Here is a 21058-nt window from a genome sequence, read left to right as displayed (position 1 = left end):
GTGAGGTGAAGCAGATGCCAATGAAGCCTAAGCGACCTTGTTCTATCCCCGGATGCCCTGAATTAACTGATGGTCGTTTTTGTGAGGAGCATGCGAAGAAGGAAGCATCACGGTATGAAAAGTATGACCGCGACCCTGAAACAAGAAAGCGTTATGGTCGAGCTTGGAAGCGCATTCGAGATAGTTATATTGTAGCCCACCCTCTGTGTGAGGAATGTAAGAAGCAAGGAAGGTTGACACCAGCAAATGAGGTGCATCATATCTTACCTCTTTCAAAAGGTGGAACCCATGATAAAAGAAATCTGATGGCTCTTTGTACTCCATGTCATTCTGCCATCACAGCAAGAGATGGAGATCGTTGGCATGATAGATAAAAGTAGATGCCAGGCCCGGTCTGAATCTCTACAACTATTTATTTGTGCAACGGGCGTGGGGCATCACGCAAAAAAAGTCCAGTTCAAACGGGGGATTAACCCCTGCAAGTCAAGAAAGGAGCAAAAATGTGGCGAAAGACGGAACGAATAGAGGAGGTAGACGAGTTCGTGCAGGTGATAAGCCACTACCACTTTCTGATAAAATAGCAAGCGGCAAAGCAGCAAAGATATTAGAGGTACCAGACCTACAGCCTGAAACCGTATTTAAGATTGATGAACCGGAGGGAGTCGTAGAATTGTACGGAGAAGATATGCCCGCTCCGAGTGATTACCTTAGTGCAAAGCAAAGGGATGGTAAACCGTTAGGGGCAGATTTATTATACACTGAAACTTGGAAATGGCTGAAAGAACGTGGGTGTGAGAAGTTTGTTAACCCTCGATTGATTGAAGCTTATGCGCAAGCATTTACCCGTTATATCCAATGCGAGGAAGCGATTAGTACATACGGACTTTTAGGAAAGCATCCAACAACAGGTGGTGCTATAACAAGTCCATTTGTACAGATGAGCCAATCGTTTCAAAAGCAAGCAAATCTTATTTGGTATGAGATTTTTGATATCGTTAAGCAGAATTGCACGACATCATTTATTGGAAATCCTCAGGATGATATCATGGAGGCTCTTTTATCAGGAAGAAAGAGGTAGGTAGCATATGACTCTCTATATATTTCTAAAGCATTTAAAAATGCAAAGAGAAAGATTAACTAAGCAACAGTATAAAACAATACGCGGGCAAGCATTAGCAGGCGATATTGTTGGTGCAAATAAAGGACTGTATAAACTTTTGGAGAGGAGATGCGAATAATGCAGATAGAAAAAAAGAAAACAGCAGAATTGCTCCCCGCAGAATATAACCCTCGTAAGGACCTAAAGCCGGGGGATCCAGAGTATGAGAAATTAAAACGCTCTTTAGAAGAGTTTGGATATGTTGAACCCATTATATGGAACAAAAACACAGGTAGAATTGTTGGTGGTCATCAGCGTTTGAAAGTGCTGATAAATATGGGGATTACAGAAGTAGAATGCGTAATCATTGAAATGGATGAAGAAAAGGAAAAGGCTCTTAATATTGCACTTAATAAAATAAGTGGAGATTGGGACAAAGATAAACTAGCTCTTCTAATCACAGATCTGCAAGGTGCAGACTTTGATGTATCGCTTACAGGTTTTGACGTGGGAGAGTTAGATGATCTGTTTAGTGGTATTAATAAGAGTGAAGCTGTTGAGGATAACTTTGAATTAACAAAGGCTCTTGAGGAAGCAGCGTTCGTTGAAAAAGGTGATGTATGGACTGTTGGTAGACACAGGCTTGTGTGTGGTGATGCAACTGAAGCCGAGACAGTAAAAAATCTGATGAATGATAGAAAAGCAAATCTTATTCTTACTGATCCCCCGTATGCCGTGTCCTTTAAGAGTTCAAGTGGGCTAACTATCATGAATGACAGTATGAAGTCGGAGGAGTTTTATAATTTTCTGCTGATGTCCTTTACCAATATGGCAAATAGCCTTGAAGACGGAGGCTCTGCATATATATTCCATGCTGACACTGAGGGTTTGAATTTCAGAAAAGCATTTGTTGATGCGGGGTTTCACCTAAGTGGTGTATGTATTTGGGCGAAAAATAGCTTTGTTATGGGCAGAAGTCCATATCAGTGGAAACATGAACCTATTCTCTATGGCTGGCTGAAAAGCGGTAAACACCGCTGGTATGCCGGACGTTCAGAAAGTACGATATGGTCCTTTGATAAGCCGAAGAAAAATGAGAACCATCCAACTTCAAAACCAATTGATTTATTGTCTTACCCCATCAAGAATTCATGCCAGGTAAACGGTTTGGTTCTTGATTTATTTGGTGGGTCGGGAAGTACACTGATTGCTTGCGAACAAACAGATAGAATTTGCTATATGATGGAGCTTGACGAAAAGTATGCATCTGTCATACTTAGACGCTATGTTGAGTTTAAGAAGAATTGTGATGATGTAACGGTTGAGCGCAATGGTAAGGTTCTGTGTTATGCAGATGTAGCAAAGGATATTAAAGGAAAGGATAGGGATTAGGGTGGGAGCAAAAACAAACCGCTATTGGTTTTCTTCTGATGGAAAGACAGGTTTCGGTATTGTAAGCACAGGTGAAATATTTATTTTTGATACTGAGGATTTTAATATAATCAAAGATACTCCTTGGTATCGCTGTAATAAGAGCGGTGATTCAATAAACTATATTGGAAATAAGCAAGGGATATGCATACACAGATTTATTTTAAATTCTCCAAAGGGATATGAAATTGACCATATCAATCAAAATCCACTTGATAACCGTAAAAGCAATTTGCGAATTTGTACTCATCAGCAAAACCAATTTAACCAAGGGCTACAGAAGAATAATACATCTGGGGTGTCTGGAGTCAGCTATTACTCTCCAAGAAATAAATATCGTGCAAGGATTAAATACTGTCAAACGGATATTCATCTTGGCTATTATAAGACTTTTATGGAAGCTGTACAGGCGAGAAATGAAGGAATAAAAATCTTATTTGAGGAATACGGCATTTACAACGATGTTCCAGAGGCACTGCCAAGAATTAAAGAGTTAGTGAAAGATAAATGCAGTCGCTTTGTTGATAAAGCGGCTGTTTTTATTTGAGGTGAATGCAGAATGAATAAACTAACCCTCGGCTCACTGTTTTCAGGCAGTGGTGGATTTGAATTAGGAGGCATTCTCTGTGGCATCGAACCTTTATGGGCATCCGAAATTGAACCATTCCCAATCAGGGTAACGACCAAACGTATCCCACAGATGAAGCATTTTGGAGATATCAGCAAACTAAACGGTGCACAGCTCCCGCCTGTAGATATAATTACCTTCGGTTCACCATGTACCGATATGAGTGTAGCAGGAAAAAGAGCTGGTTTGGACGGAGAGCAATCCGTCCTTTTTTATGAAGCAATCCGAATTGTTAAGGAAATGAGGTGCAAAACGAATGGACAATATCCAAGATTTATTGTGTGGGAAAATGTCCCCGGAGCATTCTCTTCAAACAAAGGAGAGGACTTTAGGGCAGTCCTCGAAAGCATCACAGGGATTAAAGATAAAACCATATCTATTCCTAAGCCTAACAAATGGCTTAGTGCAGGAGAAATCGTGGGAGAAGATTACTCCATCGCCTGGAGAACAATTGATGCGCAATACTGGGGAGTACCCCAACGAAGAAAACGTATCTACCTTGTCGCAGATTTTACAGGTAGGAGTGCCGGAAAAATATTATTTAAGTCCGAAGGCTTGTCAAGGGATTCTTCGCAGAGCATCAAGCCGTGGGAAGGAACTACCACCAATATTAAAGGTGGCACTGGAGAAACAGGCACGACCTGCTTAAATGACCAAGGTGGGAATCGTATGGATGTCACAGAGGATATGACTAGCACCCTTCGTGCTAAATCAAACCACCCTCCACTGGTATTTGAAAACCACTCCCAGGACAGTCGGTATGTGGGTCCGCTGGAAACAGCGCAGACAGTTCTTGCTACTTTTGGTACGGGTGGTAATAATCAACCTTTTGTAATGGAAACACCAAAGACATTAAAAATACGGTGTGGCTGTGAAGGTGGCGGTAAAGGAGCTTTGATACAGGATAATAAATCTGCCACGATTTCTTGTAATAATGATCAGACCTTATTTGTACCTACGGCTTTTGGAATTTGTGCTAAGGATAGCAACTCTATGAAATCTGATAACCCCTACAGCGGTATCTATGAGGCAGATACTTCACGCACGGTGGATTGTAACGGAGGTAATCCTTCCTGTAATCAAGGCGGTATTGCTGTGGTTGCACTGCAAGGCTCTATGATTGGAAGGAAAGACTGCAATGGTCCACAAGGGGATGGCTTAAGTGAGGATATCTCTTTCACGTTAAATACCGTAGATAAACACGCTGTAATCTATGCCATTGATAGAGAAAGCTTTAATTGTGGTCAGAACTTTGCAAGAAACTTAGGTATAAACGATGAAGGCATCTCTTCAACACTAAATGCGCAGGGGCCGAGTGCGGTTGCAACGCCAACTTATTCGTCCAGTAAGGCATCCTTCTTTACCAGCGCAGAAACAGAGCTTGCAAATACACTTGTGGCTACGGATTATAAAGACCCACCTTTGATTAATGCTGTAAAAACAGCATCTGGCAAAGAAGTGTTTGGAACAATTGCTGCCAGTATGGGTTCGAAGCAGTGGCTTGGTAATCAGGAAGCCTTCAGTGGCGATTATCATATTGTAGAGCCTGAGTATATCGTAAGAAGGCTGACACCTACAGAATGTGCGAGACTTCAAGGATTCCCGGATTGGTGGTGCAGTGATCTTGAAACAAAAGATCCTACGGAAGAAGATATTGCTTTCTGGATGGATGTATTTGAAACACACCGAAGGATAATAGGGAAAGCTAAGAAGCCAAAAAGTAGAAAGCAAATTATTAAATGGTTACAACATCCTCACTCGGATTCAGCGGAATATAAAATGTGGGGCAATGGTGTTGCCTTGCCATGCGTTTGCTTTGTACTTGCAGGTATTGTAGAACTTAATTCATGAAACAACTACAGTTTTGTGTAAATAGTAGAATGTAAAATATAAGCTACATACCACTTGCTATTTACTTGGTTTAGAGTGATATATAACACTACCAAAAAGAAAGGTGGTATAAGGAATATGAAAATACGATTTAATCGTTCAGGGAGTGAACGAAAAGCATTCGTTACTGCAATCGGTGAGATCCTTGAAGTAAAGCCAGTTTATAGAGGAGCACCGACATTCATTTATGATATTGATGTCTTTGCGGTGGATAAAGAAGGAACACTTATATTTGATGACCGCACAGACAGCGAAACGGTGGAAATACTGCTCGATAAACTTGTTGGTCGCGGGTTTGCCTTTGAAGAGCCTGAAAACGCAACACAGGGCAACACAAACGCCTCTGACTTGCTTGCAATTGAGATACCGAAGGAAGGCTTTACTGACACTGCTATAGCAAATCTTGATAAGCTCATTCAAAGCAAAGGAGCTCTTATAAAGAAAGCACTCGGTGTTGAAGCCCTTCCGATTGAGCAGACTGAAGAAACATTTCGCTTTCCTTGGTTTCCCTTTGACTCAAGTGCAGATGAGGTTAAGGCTTATACACATTTTATTACAGCAATATGTGAGATGGCTAAGACACAGGTGAGAATAACTGCAACGGCAAAGGAAGTAGAGAATGAGAAATATGCCTTCCGCTGCTTCCTTCTTCGCCTTGGTTTTATCGGTTCGGAATATAAGAAAGTGCGAAAGATTCTACTTTCGAAGCTAACAGGAAGTTCTGCATTTAAAAGTACACCATCTAAGCTTGAGGAGGTGGAACAATAGTGAGAGGAATATCAGCTGAAACATTAAAAGGCTTAAGGGATTCTTACACACCTGGAGCGAGAGTGGTTCTTATTGAAATGAATGATCCTTATACGAAACTAATACCAGGTGATAAAGGTACAGTTACCAGTGTTGATGATATTGGTACCATTCATGTGAAATGGGATAGGGGAGGTTCTCTAGGAGTGGTTTTTGGCGAGGACTCATGTAGGAAAATCGAAGAGTAAACTACACATTTTAGCCACGGAAATGTACAAAAAGATTGTGTAGATTATGCCGCGATATATCGGTGAATTGTCTTGATATATAACCCTTTTAGAGTGATATATATACATGCCGAAAGGACATACACACTTTAAAAGGAGAGAAAAACAATGTTAAGAGCAAATTTCGGAATTGAGATTGAGTTCACAGGAATTACAAGAGAAAAGGCAGCCAAAGTGGTAGCAGAATTTTTACAAGGAACTTATTCGGAGGGTGGAACATATTACGACACCAAGAAGGTAATAACAGCGGACGGTAGGGTTTGGAAAGTAATGTACGATGGCAGCATTAATTGCCAAAGGAAAGAAAGGGGAAGAACAGTTTCTGCTGGAAGAGAATACAGCGTTGAGCTGGTTAGTCCGATACTTACTTACCGAGAAGATATAGAAACATTGCAAGAATTGGTTAGGCAGCTTCGTCACGCAGGAGCATTTACAAATTCAACTTGCGGAATTCACATTCACCTTGATGGGGCAGACCATACACCAAGAAGCATACGAAATTTTGTAAATATCATTGCAAGCAAGAATGACCTTTTCTACAAGGCACTGCAGATAGCACCTCAGAGAATGAGCTACTGCAAAAAGATGGATAGCATTCTGGTCGAGAAAATGAATCGCAAAAAGCCTAAAACCATGCGACAGCTTGAGGATATTTGGTATGAGGGCTACAGCGAAAGCAAAAGTACGCATTACCACAACAGCCGATACCACTTCTTAAACCTCCACAGTTTTTTCACAGGAAACCATACGGTTGAGCTTAGGGGATTTAATAGTGAACTTCATGCGGGTAAGATAAGAAGCTACATCGTTCTTGCTCTAGCCATTAACAACCAAGCTTTAACGCAAAAATGTGCATCTGCTAAGAAACCACAGGTTGAAAACGAGAAGTTTGCAATGAGGACTTACTTAAACCGCATTGGCTTAATTGGAGAGGAGTTTGCTAACTGCAGAGAGCATCTAACAGCAGCGCTTTCGGGTTCTGCAGCTTGGCGATTTCGGGCAGCCTGAACAATCCAATAAACTCAAAACCAAAGGAGGATTACAATGAGCAATAAACTTTACATTGCCTACGGCTCCAATCTTAATTTGGAGCAGATGGCAAATAGATGCCCCACAGCAAAGGTGGTCGGAGCAAGTAAAATAAATAATTATCGGTTACTTTTTAGAGGCTCACATGCGGGAGCTGTGGCAACCATTGAGCCTTATAAGGGGGGAGTGTGCCAGTACTTGTATGGGAAATCACACCCGCAGATGAGACAGCACTTGACCGTTATGAAGGATGGCCATTTCTTTATCGAAAGGAAACACTTAAGATAAGACTAGATAAAAAATACGTGACGACAATGGTTTATATTATGAATGAAGGAAGACCACTCGGTCAACCAAGTTGTTATTATTACAGTACTATTTTAGAAGGCTATAAAAGTGCAGACTTTAATGTTGATATCTTACGAAACGCTGTTAGCGACTCTGCAGAGGAGGATGGAGAATGACGGAAGAAATTAGGGATCAAATTCTAGCAATTCGAAATACCGGAGAAACAAATATGTTTGACATTCCTGTTGTTATCGATATTGCAGAACGTGATGGGTACTATGAATTGATTGATTACCTATCTGAACATAGAGATGATTATGTTCGCTTCATTCTTACGGGTGAAGTCAGAGAATAGAATAGCTTACATTTTTGGAAGGGAATCCTGTTATGGGGTTCCTTTTTCAGTGTTCACTGGGAGGTGGCGGCGATACGAAAACTAAAGACATACAAGCCGACCATCTTCAAAGCAGATGGTTCGGTTTATAATCAGGATTCGGCTGATACAGCAGTAGCCTTTATAAATTGTTTAAAACACACCAAGGGAGAGTGGTACGGTCAGTCATTTGAATTGATTGACTGGCAGGAACAGATTATTCGAGATTTGTTTGGTGTTATCAAGCCGAATGGCTACCGTCAGTTTAATACTGCTTATATTGAAATTGCTAAAAAGCAAGGAAAGTCAGAACTTGCGGCAGCAGTAGCACTACTGCTTACTTGCGGTGATTTTGAACATGGTGGAGAGGTTTATGGCTGTGCTTCTGACCGTCAGCAAGCATCCATTGTTTTTGATGTGGCTGTTGAGATGGTAGAGCAATGTCCGGCGTTAAAAGCTAGAATAAAACCTGTACTTTCTCAAAAGAGATTAGTGTATAAACCGCTTGGGAGTTTCTATCAGGTTCTTTCTGCTGAAGCATATACAAAGCATGGTTTAAATGTTCATGGAGTGGTATTTGATGAGTTACACGCTCAGCCAAACCGACAGCTTTTCGATGTTATGACTCATGGTTCCGGAGATGCTAGAAAGCAACCACTGTATTTTCTAATTACGACTGCCGGGAATGATCAGCACTCAATATGCTATGAAGTACATCAAAAGTCTAAGGATATCCTAGAAGGGCGAAAGGTTGACCCAACATTCTACCCAGTCATTTATGGAGCCGATGAGGCTGATGACTGGACAGATCCGAAGGTATGGGCAAAAGCCAACCCCTCAATGGGCATTACGGTAGATATTGAAAAGATACAAATTGCTTGCGAAAATGCAAAGCAAAACCCTGCAGAAGAAAACTTATTCAGACAACTTCGGTTAAACCAATGGGTGAAGCAATCCGTACGTTGGATGCCTATGGAAAAATGGGATAAATGTTCATTTGCAGTAGACCCTGACAGTTTTGTAGGTAGACAATGCTACGGTGGATTGGACTTATCATCAACAACGGATATAACAGCATTTGTTCTTGTATTTCCACCAGAGTATGAAGATGACAAGTATATTATCCTTCCTCATTTTTGGATACCAGAGGATAATCTCGACCTAAGAGTGAGAAGGGATCATGTTCCCTATGATATATGGGAAAAACAAGGTTTCTTAAAGACAACAGAAGGAAATGTAGTGCATTATGGTTACATTGAAAATTTTATAGAAGAGTTAAGCCTTAAATACAACATTCGAGAAATTGCCTTCGACCGTTGGGGTGCAGTTCAGATGGTGCAGAACCTAGAAGGTCTAGGATTAACAGTTGTGCCATTCGGTCAAGGATTTAAAGATATGTCACCACCAACGAAAGAGTTGATGAAGTTGACACTGGAAGAGAAAATTGCACACGGTGGACACCCAGTACTTCGGTGGATGATGGATAATATCTTTATTAGAACTGACCCGGCGGGAAACATTAAGCCGGATAAGGAAAAGAGCACGGAAAAGATAGATGGTGCGGTTGCAACAATTATGGCTCTTGATAGAGCTATTCGTCGTGGTGGAACAAACAATTCTGTTTATGATAATCGAGGGTTAATTGTATTCTAACTATTCGGAGGTGATGTCTATGAATCTATTAAAAGGAATGTTCAAATCAAGAGATAAACCGCAAAATCGTGTGGGCAGTTCGTTTTCTTTTTTATTTGGCGGAACAACATCTGGCAAAGCGGTGAATGAGCGAACTGCTATGCAGACCACAGCAGTGTATGCATGTGTAAGAATACTAGCTGAAGCTATAGCAGGGCTTCCGCTACACGTATATAGATATCGTTCGGACGGAGGAAAAGAAAGAATTCCTTTTCATCCGTTATATCACCTTCTTCATGATGAACCAAATCCAGAGATGACTTCATTCGTGTTTCGAGAAACACTTATGAGTCATCTTTTACTTTGGGGTAATGCCTACGCACAGGTTGTTCGAAACGGGCGTGGCCAGGCGATTGCACTTTATCCTCTGTTACCAAGCAAAATGGATGTTAGCCGAGCATCAAATGGAGAATTAGTATACAAATATTATCGTGATGTTGATGAAAGCGGTATCAATCCCCAAGGTGGCTATGTCACGCTTCGCAAGGATGAAGTTCTACACATCCCTGGTCTTGGCTTTGATGGTCTTATTGGTTATAGCCCATAGCAATGGCTAAGAACGCTATTGGAATGTCACTGGCCACTGAGGAATATGGTGCAACATTCTTCGCTAACGGTGCAAATCCCGGCGGAGTATTGGAGCACCCTGGTGTAATTAAAGACATACAGAGAGTCAAAGATAGTTGGAATAGTGCTTACCAAGGAAGTGGAAATGCTCATAAAGTTGCTGTCTTAGAAGAAGGCATGAAGTTTCAAGCCATTGGTATCCCACCTGAGCAGGCACAATTTCTTGAGACAAGAAAATTTCAGATTAATGAGATTGCTCGTATATTCAGGGTGCCTCCCCATATGATAGGTGACCTTGAGAAATCAAGTTTTTCCAATATAGAGCAGCAGTCGCTGGAATTCGTAAAATACACCCTTGATCCTTGGGTGGTTCGCTGGGAACAGGCATTGCAGCAGTCATTAATTTTGCCTTCCGAGAAATTATCACTGTTTATTAAGTTTAATGTGGACGGTCTTCTTAGAGGCGATTATCAGAGTCGTATGAATGGTTATTCAGTCGGAAGACAAAATGGATGGATGTCTGCAAACGACATCCGTGAACTAGAGAATATGAATCGCATCCCTTATGAAGAAGGCGGTGATTTATATCTTGTTAATGGCAATATGCTCCCGCTTTCTCAGGCGGGTAATTTTTATGAAAAGGAGGCAAATAGCCAATGAGAAAATTTTGGAACTGGGTGCGAGATGAAGTCACCGAGGATCGTACTCTTTATCTTAACGGAGAAATATCTGACGAGACTTGGTGGGGGGACGAAGTAACACCTAAGATATTCAAGGATGAATTAATGGCTGGCTCTGGAAATGTAACAGTGTGGATCAATTCGCCCGGTGGGGATGTCTTTGCTGCCGCTCAAATCTATAACATGCTAATGGATTATGTAGGAAGTGTAACCGTAAAGATTGATGGACTGGCAGCAAGTGCAGCATCGGTTATTGCTATGGCAGGTGGCGATGTATATATGTCTCCGGTATCCATGCTTATGATCCATAATCCTTCGACCATAGCCATCGGAGACAGCGAGGAAATGCTCCGTGCAAAGGCTCTGCTTGATGAGGTAAAGGAAAGTATCATCAATGCATATGAACTAAAATCCGGGCTATCCCGAACTAAAATCTCCCACCTTATGGATGCAGAAACATGGATGAACGCAAACAAAGCCATTGAGCTTGGCTTCGCTGACAAAATTATGTTTACGGAGGATGAAGAGCGAAGTCCACTCGATACAGGGCAAGGACTTATATTCTCCCGTGCAGCTGTATATAACTCGCTTCTTGGGAAAATTCCCAAAAAACAAAAACCGAAAATAGGAACCCCAATCGAGTCGCTGGATAAGCGGCTTTCTTTAATTTCTCACTAATTTAAAGGAGGAAATACAATGAGTAAAATTCTTGAATTGCGCGAAAAGCGCGCTAAGGCATGGGATGCAGCAAAAGCATTCCTTGATACGAAACGTGGCGGTGATGGATTGTTATCCGCTGAAGACACTGCAACTTATGAAAAGATGGAAGCAGACGTTGTGGCTCTTGGTAAGGAAATCGAGCGTTTGGAACGTCAAGCATCTATCGACCTAGAATTATCGAAAGCAACCAGTAACCCTATTACGAATCAGCCAACAAGAACGGGAGAGGAAAAGACCGGCCGTGCAAGTGCTGAATACAAAAAGGCATTCTGGAACGCTATGCGTGACAAGGTTAGTTATGATGTAAAAAATTCATTGACGATTGGTACCGATTCTGAGGGTGGATACCTTGTACCTGATGAATTCGAGCGAACCTTAGTGGAAGCACTAGAAGAAGAGAATATCTTCCGTAGACTTGCTAATGTTATCACGACATCTTCCGGTGATCGAAAAATCCCAGTTGTAGCAAGCAAAGGAACTGCAAGCTGGGTAGATGAAGAAGGAGCAATTCCTGAGAGCGATGATAGCTTTGGTCAAGTATCCATTGGTGCTTATAAACTGGCAACCATGATTAAAGTTTCTGAAGAATTGCTAAACGATTCTGTGTTTAATCTTGAAAGCTATATTACAAGAGAGTTCGCACGTCGTATTGGTAACAAGGAGGAGGAAGCCTTCTTCGTTGGTGATGGAACAGGTAAGCCAACAGGTATTCTAAATGCTACAGGTGGCGGTCAAGTCGGTGTTACTACAGCTGGAGCAACAGCTATCAATCTGGACGAAATGTTAGATCTGTTCTACAGTCTGAAAGCACCATATCGTAATAAGGCTGTGTTTGTAATGAACGATGCTACGATTAAAGCCATCCGCAAATTGAAAGACGGAAACGGACAGTATCTATGGCAACCTTCCATCCAAGCAGGAACACCAGATACCATTCTAAACCGTCCTCTTTACACCTCTGCATATGTGCCTACTATTGAAGCAGCAGCAAAGACCGTAATATTTGGTGACTTCAGCTATTACTGGGTGGCTGATCGTCAAGGAAGAGTATTCAAAAGATTAAATGAACTCTTTGCCGTTACAGGTCAAGTAGGCTTTATTGCTACTCAACGTGTTGATGGCAAGCTTATCTTACCAGAGGCTGTTAAGGTGCTCCAGCAGAAAGCGTAATGGAGGTGCGATATGAGTTATAACACGAAGAACTACATGGAACAAGGCGGCGAGAAATTAGTAATTGGCGGAACATTAGAAATCTTAGAGGGAGCTTCCGTAACGGGGCTCCCAATTGCTGAAAATCAAGCGGACAGCACAGCCACTGATGTCGCTGGGGTGGTTACGGATTTTAATTCCTTGCTAGTCAAATTAAAAGCTGCAGGACTAATGGAGGCTGACTAAAGGAGGTTGGTGATATGGCAGTTGCAGACAATCTCTTGCCTAAGGTCAAGGCGAACTTAATCCTAAAGCATGACCAAGATGATGATCTCCTTATTGGTTTTATCACTGCAGCATTGTCGTACGCACAGAGTTATCAGCATGTCACAGAAGGTTATTATGAAACCAAAGCCATGCCACCTACAACAGAACAAGCAGTGATAATGCTGTCGAGCCATTTCTATGAAAGTAGGGATGGTTCGACGGCTGGTTTCTTCGCTGATAGTGTACAGGCGGGTCAACAAGTATGGAACACAGTGAACTTACTTTTACGCCTTGACAGAGAGTGGGGTGTATAGCATGAGCTTTGGAAAGATGAATACCTTTATTGATATTATCAGCACCGTGCCAATTAAAGATAAGGAAGGCTTTTCTATAAAGGGAGATGACATACTTGCTAGTGTACGTGCTTATAAGGAAGATCGTCACAGCAGTGAACGGTGGACAAATATGGCTTCATTTTCTACTGCCTCTTGCCTATTTCGGTTTAGGAAAATTTCTGGTCTTAAGGTTACAACAGAAATGGTCATAGTCTGTGATGACGGTAGATATCAAATTTTAAGTGTAGAAGATGTAAGAAGCCGTGGGATGTATATTGAGGTTTTAACTGAAAAGATAGAACCAACTGTGAGGTGATGGATATGGCAAGAGTAAATATCAAGATGCCAGAAGAATTTCTTTTAAAGGTATCCAGGTTATCTGACCAGACTGATGTAATTCTACCTAAAGTTTTAGAGGTTGGTGGTGAAGTGGTTCTGGCTAAAGTCAAAGGTAATCTTAGTAAAGCAATCGGCAGGGATACTAAATATTCATCAAGAAGCACTGGTGAACTGCTATCCTCATTGGGTCTTTCTGGTGCAAAGCAGGATAGAGGCGGCAACTTCAATGTGAAAGTTGGTTTTGCAGAGCCACGATCAGATGGAGAAAGTAATGCTAAAATTGCTAGTATTATTGAATACGGAAAGCATGGTCAACCTGCAAAACCCTTCCTTAAACCAGCGAGAACTACATCTAGAAAGCCATGTATGAATGCAATGATAACCAAGCTGGAGGAGGAGATCAGTAAGATATGAATATTTTAGAAGAACTCAATACCCTCGTTACCGCTATACCACTCCCCGTTGAAACCGGGATCTTTTCAGATATAGCACCGGATGAGTATGCTGTGATACTTCCTCTTTCAGACATCTTCGAAGTCCATGCGGATAATCGCCCGGGATTTGATGTGCAGGAAGCTAGGATATCTCTGTTCTCAAAAATTAATTACTTAGAACGGAAAAGGCAGCTCACACAAGCTTTACTAGATGCAGACTTCACTGTGACGGAACGTCGGTATATTGGCCACGAGGACGATACCGGATATCACCATTATGCCATCGATGTGGCAAAAAACTATAGATTGGAGGAGTAACTTATGGCAACAATCGGTCTTGATAGATTGTATTATTCAAAAATAACTGAAGATATCAATGGTGAAGAAACCTATGCTGTACCTTCAGTTCTTGCAAAAGCCATTACTGCAGAACTCTCGGTGGAGTTGGTAGAAGCGATTTTATATGCGGATGATGGCGCGGCCGAGGTCGTGAAGGACTTTAATAGCGGCACACTCACTCTTGGTGTAGATGACATTGGCCCAACTGTAGCAGCAGATTTAACTGGTGCGATTACAGATGACAACGGAGTATTAATCTCAGCAAGTGAGAATGTGGGGACTCCTGTCGCGGTAGGATTTCGTGCTCAAAAGGCCAATGGCACATACCGATATTTTTGGCTATACAAAGTGATGTTTGGATTACCAGCAACCAACTTACAGACAAAGGCAGATACCATCACCTTCTCTACACCCACGATTGAGGGGACGGTAATGCGAAGAAACAAGCTGGACGGTATGGGAAAACATCCATGGAAAGCAGAGGTCACAGAAGGTGATGCAGGTGTTTCTTCTGCTATTATAACAGGTTGGTTTACGGAAGTTTATGAACCAGTATATACACCTGAACCTTAGGAGGGAAAATGATGGAGAATGAGAGAAGTGCGGCTATCAATATTGGAGGCAAAGAGTATGAACTTATATTAACTACACGTGCTACAAAGGCGATTGCTGGTCGATACGGTGGACTTGAAAATCTTGGTGAAAAGCTAATGAAGTCAGAAAATTTCGAGATAGCACTGGATGAGATTATATGGTTAATTACATTACTTGCAAACCAGTCTATCTTAATTCAAAATCTTAGAAACAAAAATTCACCAGAAGAATTGCTAACTGAGGAAGATGTAGAACTCCTAACCACACCATTTGATCTAGCAGAATATAAAAACGCAATCACAGAAGCCATGTTTAAAGGTACGAAACGAAATGTGGAAAGTGAAGAAGAAATACCAAAAAACGTGGAAGTCGGGTAACAGACACTGAAGTCTTTACCCGGCTTTTCTATTATGGAACAGTTCAAATGGGCATGGATTCAGAGGAGTTTTGGCTTATGCCAATTGGACTGTTTTTTGATTTATGGACCTGCCATAAGCAATGGCACGGAATTGAGAAACCAAGAAGAACTCGAACGATTGATGATATTATTCCACCGGGTATATAAGGAGGAGGTGATGGCATGGCAGATAATTTTGGATTAAAGATAGGCGTTGAGGGAGAGCGTGAATTTAAGAGGGCACTTTCTGAAATCAATCAATCCTTTAAAGTTCTAGGAAGTGAAATGTCTTTAGTAACCAGTCAGTTTGATAAAAACGATAAATCCATAAAGTCTGTCACCGCTCGGAATGCCGTTCTGAATAAAGAAATTGATGCACAGAAAGATAAAATTTCTACCCTTAAGGCTGCCCTTGATAATGCCACTACCTCGTTTGGTGAAAATGATCGTCGTACCCAAAACTGGCAGATACAACTAAATAAGGCTCAGGCAGAACTAAATGGCATGGAGCGTGAATTAGAGCAGTCTACAGTTGAAGCAGATAATCTTGGAGATGAACTTGAAGACTCAGGCAAAAGTGCAGAAGACGCTGGTAGCAAGTTTAATAAGCTCGGTGGCATATTGAGTGGTATCGGTGTAGCAATGGGTACAGTAGTAGTTGCTGCCGGAGCTGCTGCTATAAAGTTAGGTAAAGAGGTAGTTACACAGTTCGGGGAGTTGGAACAAAACCTGGGTGGTTCAGAGGCAGTATTCGGCAAATATGCTTTATCGATTCAGAAAACAGGCGAGGAAGCCTATAAAAACCTTGGTGTTTCCCAAAGCGATTATCTTGCAACTGCCAACAAAATGGGCGCATTGTTCCAAGGTTCTGGCATCGAACAACAAAAAAGCCTTGAGTTGACTGAAAAAGCGATGCAACGTGCTGCGGATATGGCATCCGTTATGGGTATCGATATGTCCTCTGCGATGGAAGCCGTCACTGGTGCAGCAAAAGGCAACTTTACCATGATGGATAATTTAGGTGTGGCGATGAATGCTACAAACATTGAAGCCTATGCTCTTGCAAAGGGATTAGACTTTACTTGGAAAAGTGCTACACAAGCAGAAAAAGCTGAAGTTGCAATGCAGATGTTCTTTGAAAATACAGAGCAGTATGCTGGAAACTTTGCGAGAGAGTCAACGGAGACAATAACGGGTTCTATTGGATTGTTACAAGCTTCACTTGGCTCATTTACTGCTGGACTTGGTAATGCAAATGCGGATATGACAAATCTGACTGAAAATCTCGTTGATGCGTTCCAAGCGGTTGTCGCTAACATCGTGCCAGTTTTAGAAAATATCGTAACCGCATTACCGACTGCAACAGGTGCGATTCTAGAAGCGGTTGCAGATTTACTTCCTATGCTTCTTGAAACTTTCACAAGTATATTCACGCAGGTATTAGAAACAATTTTGAACCTCTTACCGGAACTAATTCCAGCAGCGGTTGGTGCGATAATGACTATCGTTGGTGCGCTAATTGATAATCTTCCGTTGCTCATAAATGCGGCAATTGAACTTGTAACCACACTTGTAGAGGGTATTGGCTTAGCTTTACCGCAGCTAATACCCGCAGCAGTTTCTGCTGTTATACAGATTGTTCAAGGACTGATTGAAAACTTGCCCCTGATTTTAGATGCGGCTTTGCAACTAATATTAGGGTTAGCAAAAGGCTTAGTGGAAGCCATACCGCAGCTTATATTAGCTTTGCCAGCCATTATCTCAGCTGTAGTGGATTTTCTAATAGAAGCTATTCCCCAGATTATTGATGCCGGTATTCAGTTGTTGACTTCATTAGTAACAGCACTCCCTACGATCATTGATGCAATATTAAAAGCAATTCCAGAAATCATCGACAATATTATTAATGCGGTTATTAAGTCTATTCCGATGATTATAGACGCAGGCATCCGCCTTTTAATATCGTTAATTCGAGCATTACCACAAATCATTACGACAGTTGTAGTAGCGATTCCAAAGATTGTAACCTCATTAGTAGGTGCGATTGTTGATAACATCGACCAGATCATTCTTGCAGGTGTTCAGTTGTTTATCGCTCTGATTGAAAATCTGCCACAGATTATTGTGGAAGTAGTAAAAGCAGTACCGCAGATCATCAAAGGACTTATTAATGCATTCTCTGATTATATAAGTGATATGTCCGATATGGGTGGTGATCTAATTAAAGGACTATGGCAGGGGATATCAGATGCGGGAGCGTGGCTATGGGATAAGATATCTGGATTTTTTGGAAACGTAGTTTCAAAAATTAAAAACTTCTTTGGCATTTCATCCCCATCAACATTATTTGCAGGTCTTGGTCGCAATATGGGCGAGGGAATTGGTGTGGGATTTGAAGATGCAATGGAAACTGTCTCAAGAGATATGCAAAATGTGATACCTACAAGCTTTGATATGAACTACAGAAATATGGCAGGACAGAGTGGTGTAGGTGCTGCTAGTGCAGGTATTACACAAAACATTTCTGTAGTGACTCCTAAGGCTTTGTCTGAAAAGGAATTGTCTAGGGAGTTTAAAAACCTATCACGTAAACTATCACTCGAACTTTAAAGGAGGGATGGCTGTGGAAGTTACCTATATCAACTCAAGTGGCGAAAGTATCACTCTTAATCAAAGCCGTCCATTTTTCATTACCAAAATAGACGGTACAGGAAACATACGCCAGACCGTTAATACGTTCAAGGCACCGGAACAGGACGGTGCTTTTTATGTGTCATCTACGATGGATATGCGAAACATTATATTAGAGGGTACGATTATAGCAAATACACCAGATGAAGCATATGAGCTGCGTAAAAGCTTCCTAAGATTATTCAGCCCTAAGAAGTCGGGAGTTATTAGATATCGTGAGAGACAAATTTCCTGTGTTGTTGAGGAGGCTGTATTATCAGTCTCCTCAAGAGAGAGGATACCAAAGTTCTTTATAAGCCTACTATGTCCAAACCCTTTCTTTGAAACCTTGGATGATGTATGGCATGACCTTGCTTCTTGGGAGCCTTTGCTAGAGTTTGAATTAGAGATACCGGAGGAAGGCATCGAGTTTGGGATGAGACAGCCAAGTCAGATCATTGCAGTGGATAATTTCGGAGATGTACCTTGTGGTTGTGAAGTTATATTTAGAGCATTAGGGCCAGTTACTAATCCAGAGCTTCTACTTATGGATACTGGTGAGTATATAAGAATTCTTACAACAATGAACAATGGGGATGAATATCATATATACACTCACTTTGCTGAAAAAAGAGTAATAAGCATCATAAATGGTACAGAAAGCAACGCCTTTTATTTATTAGATACATCCTCTGATTTCTTTCAGTTAGAACCCGGCATGAATAATCTTCGCTATGATGCATCGGCGAACTTGGAATTATTGGATGTTATCATAAATTTCCGTCCACAGTTTTTGGGGGTGTAGCATATGGAGTTATACGTATTTAATCAACATCGAGCCTTAATCGGAATTGTAGAGTCATTTGAATACCTACGATGGACTAGACGTTACTCCCAGTGCGGGTCGTTTGAATTAAAGGCCAATGCATCCACTGAAAATGCAGCATTACTTCAGGTGGGAAATTATATCTGGAAGAACGATGATGAGGAAATTGGATTAATCGAGTTTCAACAACTATCTCAAACAGATAGCGAGATCATTATAGTTAGTGGAAGGTTTGCGACAATACTGTTAGGACGAAGAATTATCTGGAATACGGAGAGGCTGAATGGTGACTTATCAGCTTGTATAGGACAATTAATAAACAACAATGTCATATCACCATCTGATCCTGATAGGCAAATAACAGATATTAGTTTTTCGTCACCTAATCTAGATATCCCAGTGAAACAGCAAGTGTCGTATACCAACCTTTTAGATAAAATACAGGAACTATGCACAGCAACATCCGTTGGAATCAAAACTATCTTTTCACCAGAGTCTGGTCACTTAACGGTCACCTTGTATATGGGAACATCATCTCAAGCTGTGTTTTCAAAGGAATATGATAACTTACTGGATCAAACATTAACAAAAAACACAGCAACTTATGCCAATACAGCTAAGATTGGAGGAGAAGGAGAAGGTGAGAATGGTCGTATTTTTGAGTATATCTATAACGGCGCTGGGGAAGAACGAAGAGAAGTATTTGTAGATGCGAAGGATCTTCGTGTTGCAGATTTTCCAACGGACTATGATGAGGCATTAATCCTTCGTGGTCTGACAAGGCTCTCAGAGTTTTCCATGTCTAATTCCTTTGATGTGATTGTCAATAACCACAGTAACTTAACCTATAAGACGGATTATGATCTCGGTCAGGTTGTACAGGTTATTTCAAAAAAGTGGGGAGTTACGATGACAGCCCGTATCGAAGAAGTGGAAGAAAGCTATGATTCGGAAGGACAGAGTATTAATGTAACCTTTGGAAAGGCTGAGCTTACAATTGCACAAAAACTTAAATCTGAATTTAGCCAAGTACGAACATCTCTTGGAGCTCCGACAGGCCTTACTGAAATGCTCGGTGAATCAAATGAGTGGACTGAACTTCAAAAGTTCTCAGGTGGTGTAATGATTAGTTCTGCTAGACTTGCTGCAAATACATCAACAGCAGGAGGTAATGACCCAACACTGGCAAAATACTACCATGTTGCAAGGGTTGTCATTAATGGTTCATTTAATCGTATTGCCTTTAAGTTCGATTATATTGGTACTGGAACAATTCCCAAAATGGGTACCATTGAAGGATATGTTTATTCTACATCATCTTTCTCGACCATATCCATTCAATCCTTTGTGCAAGCTTATACAAGAGATAAAAGTCCATTTTTACCGACTGATATCAAAGTAGTTAAGTCCGCAAGTTCTACTAAAACAATATGGGATATCTATGTTTGGTTATCAGACTATGGCACGGCATATGTAAATGGATTATATGCACTTACTGAAGCAGGAAATCTTTTAGCTGACCCCAGAAATGGAGAGCTACTTCTTGTGGCTAACCTGCCTATTGTATCAAGCTCATTCACTTATGAAGGTGAGAATTTTACGGTAACAGCTATTGATAATGGAGTTGTAAGAACATCTACTTATAGCGAGAAAGGTGAGTTTAATTCGATACAGTTACCGAATCGAGATATAAGTCTTACGTCGTCCGATAATCCGTTACAGATCGGTGTATCTGGTGGAGTAAATATGGTCTTTGACGGTAATGAGATTATGACACGAAATAACGGATTGTCATCGCCCATGTATTTAAATCTAGAGGGAGGTCCCGTTTGTGTTAATGGAGACGCTACCACAGGTATTATTTATGGTGGAGATACTGGGTGGCAGTTTGTACAGGATGCAGAATTTCAGAATGGTTTTACAGCTTATACAGGAGGAACAGCACAGCGGCCTAGATACCGAAGAGTTGGACGGGTGGTGCATTTATTTGGTGCATGTTCTCCGCCTACTGGTGCTACCATAAACTCGGCTTCAGCGACGAGTATGTTCACATTGCCAGTAGGGTTCAGGCCAAATTATGATTTTCGTACCTTATGTCAAGGGTCAAGTACGAATAAGTGGCTGTTTGTAGTAGGTGAAAACGGACAATGTACTGCAGCACGTTATGGCACTAACGAGTATGCTTCGAACATCACAGGTAATGAGTGGCTTCCGTTTAGCGTATGCTTTTTGGCTGACCCCAGCTAATTTAAAATATATAAAAGAAGGAGGGTGTTG

Annotated in this window: 23 protein-coding genes and 1 pseudogene; all 24 read left to right on the top strand. The window is 41.3% G+C overall.

Annotation, left to right across the window (positions count from 1 at the left end):
• Positions 1-14 precede the first annotated feature (14 nt).
• Complete coding sequence (locus tag Ana3638_RS19340) at positions 15-374, top strand: HNH endonuclease (RefSeq protein ID WP_161840639.1); 360 nt, start codon at positions 15-17, stop codon at positions 372-374.
• A gap of 128 nt (positions 375-502) precedes the next feature.
• Positions 503-1078, top strand: coding sequence for a P27 family phage terminase small subunit (locus tag Ana3638_RS19335; RefSeq protein WP_161839489.1), 576 nt, complete (start codon positions 503-505; stop codon positions 1076-1078).
• 159 nt (positions 1079-1237) lie between these two features.
• Entirely contained in the window at positions 1238-2491 is a 1254-nt protein-coding gene (locus Ana3638_RS19330) for a site-specific DNA-methyltransferase (RefSeq protein ID WP_161840638.1), read from the top strand.
• Position 2492: 1 nt separating this feature from the next.
• A complete protein-coding gene (locus tag Ana3638_RS19325) occupies positions 2493-3077 on the top strand; it encodes an HNH endonuclease (RefSeq protein WP_202621516.1) in 585 nt (194 codons plus the stop codon).
• 12 nt (positions 3078-3089) lie between these two features.
• Positions 3090-5009, top strand: coding sequence for a DNA cytosine methyltransferase (locus Ana3638_RS19320; RefSeq protein ID WP_161839488.1), 1920 nt, complete (start codon positions 3090-3092; stop codon positions 5007-5009).
• A gap of 117 nt (positions 5010-5126) precedes the next feature.
• Positions 5127-5816: a virulence protein gene (locus tag Ana3638_RS19315; RefSeq protein ID WP_161839487.1), complete on the top strand. Its 690-nt coding sequence runs from the start codon at positions 5127-5129 to the stop codon at positions 5814-5816.
• A complete protein-coding gene (locus tag Ana3638_RS19310; RefSeq protein ID WP_161839486.1) occupies positions 5816-6043 on the top strand; it encodes a DUF4314 domain-containing protein in 228 nt (75 codons plus the stop codon). Before Ana3638_RS19315 ends, Ana3638_RS19310 begins: the two co-directional genes overlap by 1 nt.
• Positions 6044-6190: 147 nt before the next feature.
• Complete coding sequence (locus tag Ana3638_RS19305) at positions 6191-7090, top strand: amidoligase family protein (protein WP_161839485.1); 900 nt, start codon at positions 6191-6193, stop codon at positions 7088-7090.
• Positions 7091-7299: 209 nt separating this feature from the next.
• Positions 7300-7575 carry a gamma-glutamylcyclotransferase family protein gene (locus tag Ana3638_RS27270; protein WP_456298140.1) on the top strand — a complete coding sequence of 92 codons (276 nt, stop codon included), beginning with the start codon at positions 7300-7302 and terminating at the stop codon, positions 7573-7575.
• Complete coding sequence (locus Ana3638_RS19295) at positions 7572-7754, top strand: DUF5049 domain-containing protein (protein ID WP_161839484.1); 183 nt, start codon at positions 7572-7574, stop codon at positions 7752-7754. Before Ana3638_RS27270 ends, Ana3638_RS19295 begins: the two co-directional genes overlap by 4 nt.
• 72 nt (positions 7755-7826) lie before the next feature.
• A complete protein-coding gene (locus Ana3638_RS19290; RefSeq protein ID WP_161840636.1) occupies positions 7827-9425 on the top strand; it encodes a terminase large subunit in 1599 nt (532 codons plus the stop codon).
• A 19-nt stretch (positions 9426-9444) separates the two neighbouring features.
• Positions 9445-10691, top strand: a pseudogene (locus tag Ana3638_RS19285) (phage portal protein).
• Positions 10688-11389, top strand: a complete 702-nt coding sequence (locus Ana3638_RS19280) for a head maturation protease, ClpP-related (RefSeq protein ID WP_161839483.1) — start codon at positions 10688-10690, stop codon at positions 11387-11389. The pseudogene Ana3638_RS19285 and the gene Ana3638_RS19280 overlap by 4 nt, the downstream one beginning before the upstream one ends.
• Positions 11390-11407: 18 nt before the next feature.
• Positions 11408-12601, top strand: coding sequence for a phage major capsid protein (locus tag Ana3638_RS19275; RefSeq protein WP_097015246.1), 1194 nt, complete (start codon positions 11408-11410; stop codon positions 12599-12601).
• A gap of 12 nt (positions 12602-12613) precedes the next feature.
• Entirely contained in the window at positions 12614-12826 is a 213-nt protein-coding gene (locus Ana3638_RS19270; protein WP_161839482.1) for a head fiber protein, read from the top strand.
• A 14-nt stretch (positions 12827-12840) separates the two neighbouring features.
• A complete protein-coding gene (locus Ana3638_RS19265; protein ID WP_161839481.1) occupies positions 12841-13161 on the top strand; it encodes a head-tail connector protein in 321 nt (106 codons plus the stop codon).
• A 1-nt stretch (position 13162) separates the two neighbouring features.
• The gene (locus Ana3638_RS19260; protein WP_161839480.1) at positions 13163-13498 is read left to right on the top strand and encodes a head-tail adaptor protein; all 336 of its coding nucleotides are present in this window, start codon (positions 13163-13165) and stop codon (positions 13496-13498) included.
• Between the two features lie 5 nt (positions 13499-13503).
• Positions 13504-13935 (top strand): HK97 gp10 family phage protein, encoded by a 432-nt coding sequence (locus Ana3638_RS19255; RefSeq protein WP_161839479.1) that lies wholly within the window; start codon positions 13504-13506, stop codon positions 13933-13935.
• The gene (locus tag Ana3638_RS19250; protein WP_161839478.1) at positions 13932-14273 is read left to right on the top strand and encodes a hypothetical protein; all 342 of its coding nucleotides are present in this window, start codon (positions 13932-13934) and stop codon (positions 14271-14273) included. Before Ana3638_RS19255 ends, Ana3638_RS19250 begins: the two co-directional genes overlap by 4 nt.
• A gap of 3 nt (positions 14274-14276) precedes the next feature.
• The gene (locus Ana3638_RS19245) at positions 14277-14867 is read left to right on the top strand and encodes a major tail protein (protein ID WP_161839477.1); all 591 of its coding nucleotides are present in this window, start codon (positions 14277-14279) and stop codon (positions 14865-14867) included.
• Positions 14868-14875: 8 nt separating this feature from the next.
• Complete coding sequence (locus Ana3638_RS19240; protein WP_456298139.1) at positions 14876-15265, top strand: hypothetical protein; 390 nt, start codon at positions 14876-14878, stop codon at positions 15263-15265.
• A 203-nt stretch (positions 15266-15468) separates the two neighbouring features.
• Complete coding sequence (locus Ana3638_RS19235) at positions 15469-17895, top strand: phage tail protein (protein ID WP_161839476.1); 2427 nt, start codon at positions 15469-15471, stop codon at positions 17893-17895.
• A gap of 13 nt (positions 17896-17908) precedes the next feature.
• A complete protein-coding gene (locus tag Ana3638_RS19230) occupies positions 17909-18760 on the top strand; it encodes a phage tail family protein (RefSeq protein ID WP_161839475.1) in 852 nt (283 codons plus the stop codon).
• A 3-nt stretch (positions 18761-18763) separates the two neighbouring features.
• On the top strand, positions 18764-21028 hold the full coding sequence (locus tag Ana3638_RS19225) for a siphovirus ReqiPepy6 Gp37-like family protein (protein WP_161839474.1): 2265 nt from the start codon (positions 18764-18766) through the stop codon (positions 21026-21028).
• Positions 21029-21058 lie beyond the last annotated feature (30 nt).

Source organism: Anaerocolumna sedimenticola (assembly GCF_009931695.1).
In the GTDB taxonomy this organism is placed as follows: domain Bacteria; phylum Bacillota; class Clostridia; order Lachnospirales; family Lachnospiraceae; genus Anaerocolumna; species Anaerocolumna sedimenticola.
Note: the sequence above shows the minus strand (reverse complement) of the source record. Positions and strands in the feature narration are given on the sequence as shown.